This window comes from Campylobacter sp. B0100352/1, assembly GCF_020135855.1.
GTDB lineage: Bacteria > Campylobacterota > Campylobacteria > Campylobacterales > Campylobacteraceae > Campylobacter_D > Campylobacter_D taeniopygiae.
Genome location: NZ_JACHTP010000086.1, coordinates 1 through 711 on the forward strand (window position 1 = coordinate 1; position 711 = coordinate 711).

At 29.4% G+C, this 711-nt stretch carries 1 pseudogene; it reads left to right on the forward strand.

From position 1 onward, the window contains the following. Positions 1 to 711 (forward strand): annotated as a pseudogene (locus tag H2279_RS08645) (DUF2920 family protein); the annotation flags it as partial.

Genomic DNA, 711 nt, shown 5'->3' on the forward strand with positions numbered 1-711 from the left:
TGGATATGGAGCTAATGCTAATATTTCTTTTTTAGACTTTGATAGAGAATATATCGCTAAAAAATTTGATGTCGTTGTGGTGAATGTTTTTTATCATTGTTTTTGTCAAAGAAGATCGAATGAAGAAAAATATAGTGCTTATAAGAAATTTGAGCCAGAAGATATAATTGCATTAAAAGAAAATTTAACTAAATTTAATTTAATTACAAAGGAAGAAATTACTTCTCAAAATGCTCCAATGATTGCTGAAATGTTGATAGAGCATATAAAAAAATTAAAATCAAATAAAAATTCCACAAGATTATCAAGCTTGTTTTTCTGCTGCATTTATCCCACCCAATGATGAATATCAAAACTATGGCATTATGGCTGCCATTGATCATATCAATGCTTTAAAAGATATTGTTAAAAATTATCCACAATTTACAAATTTACCAAAGATCTACGGGGGGGGTCATACGGAGCAAACTTATCTTTGCTTATAGCTAAAATTGCTCCTTGGTATGTGGATGGAGTGATTGATAATTCAGGAGGAGGTTTGCCTTCTTTAAGATATATCATAGGAAGAGATATACAAATGGGTGATGCTTATGAGGAAAGCCCTCATTATATTATTAATTTTTTTGTTAAAACCTATTGGACAAGAAAGGATCTCAATTCTCCTTATTATCTTAAGGATGAAAATTACATGATAAGAACGATTTTAAATTC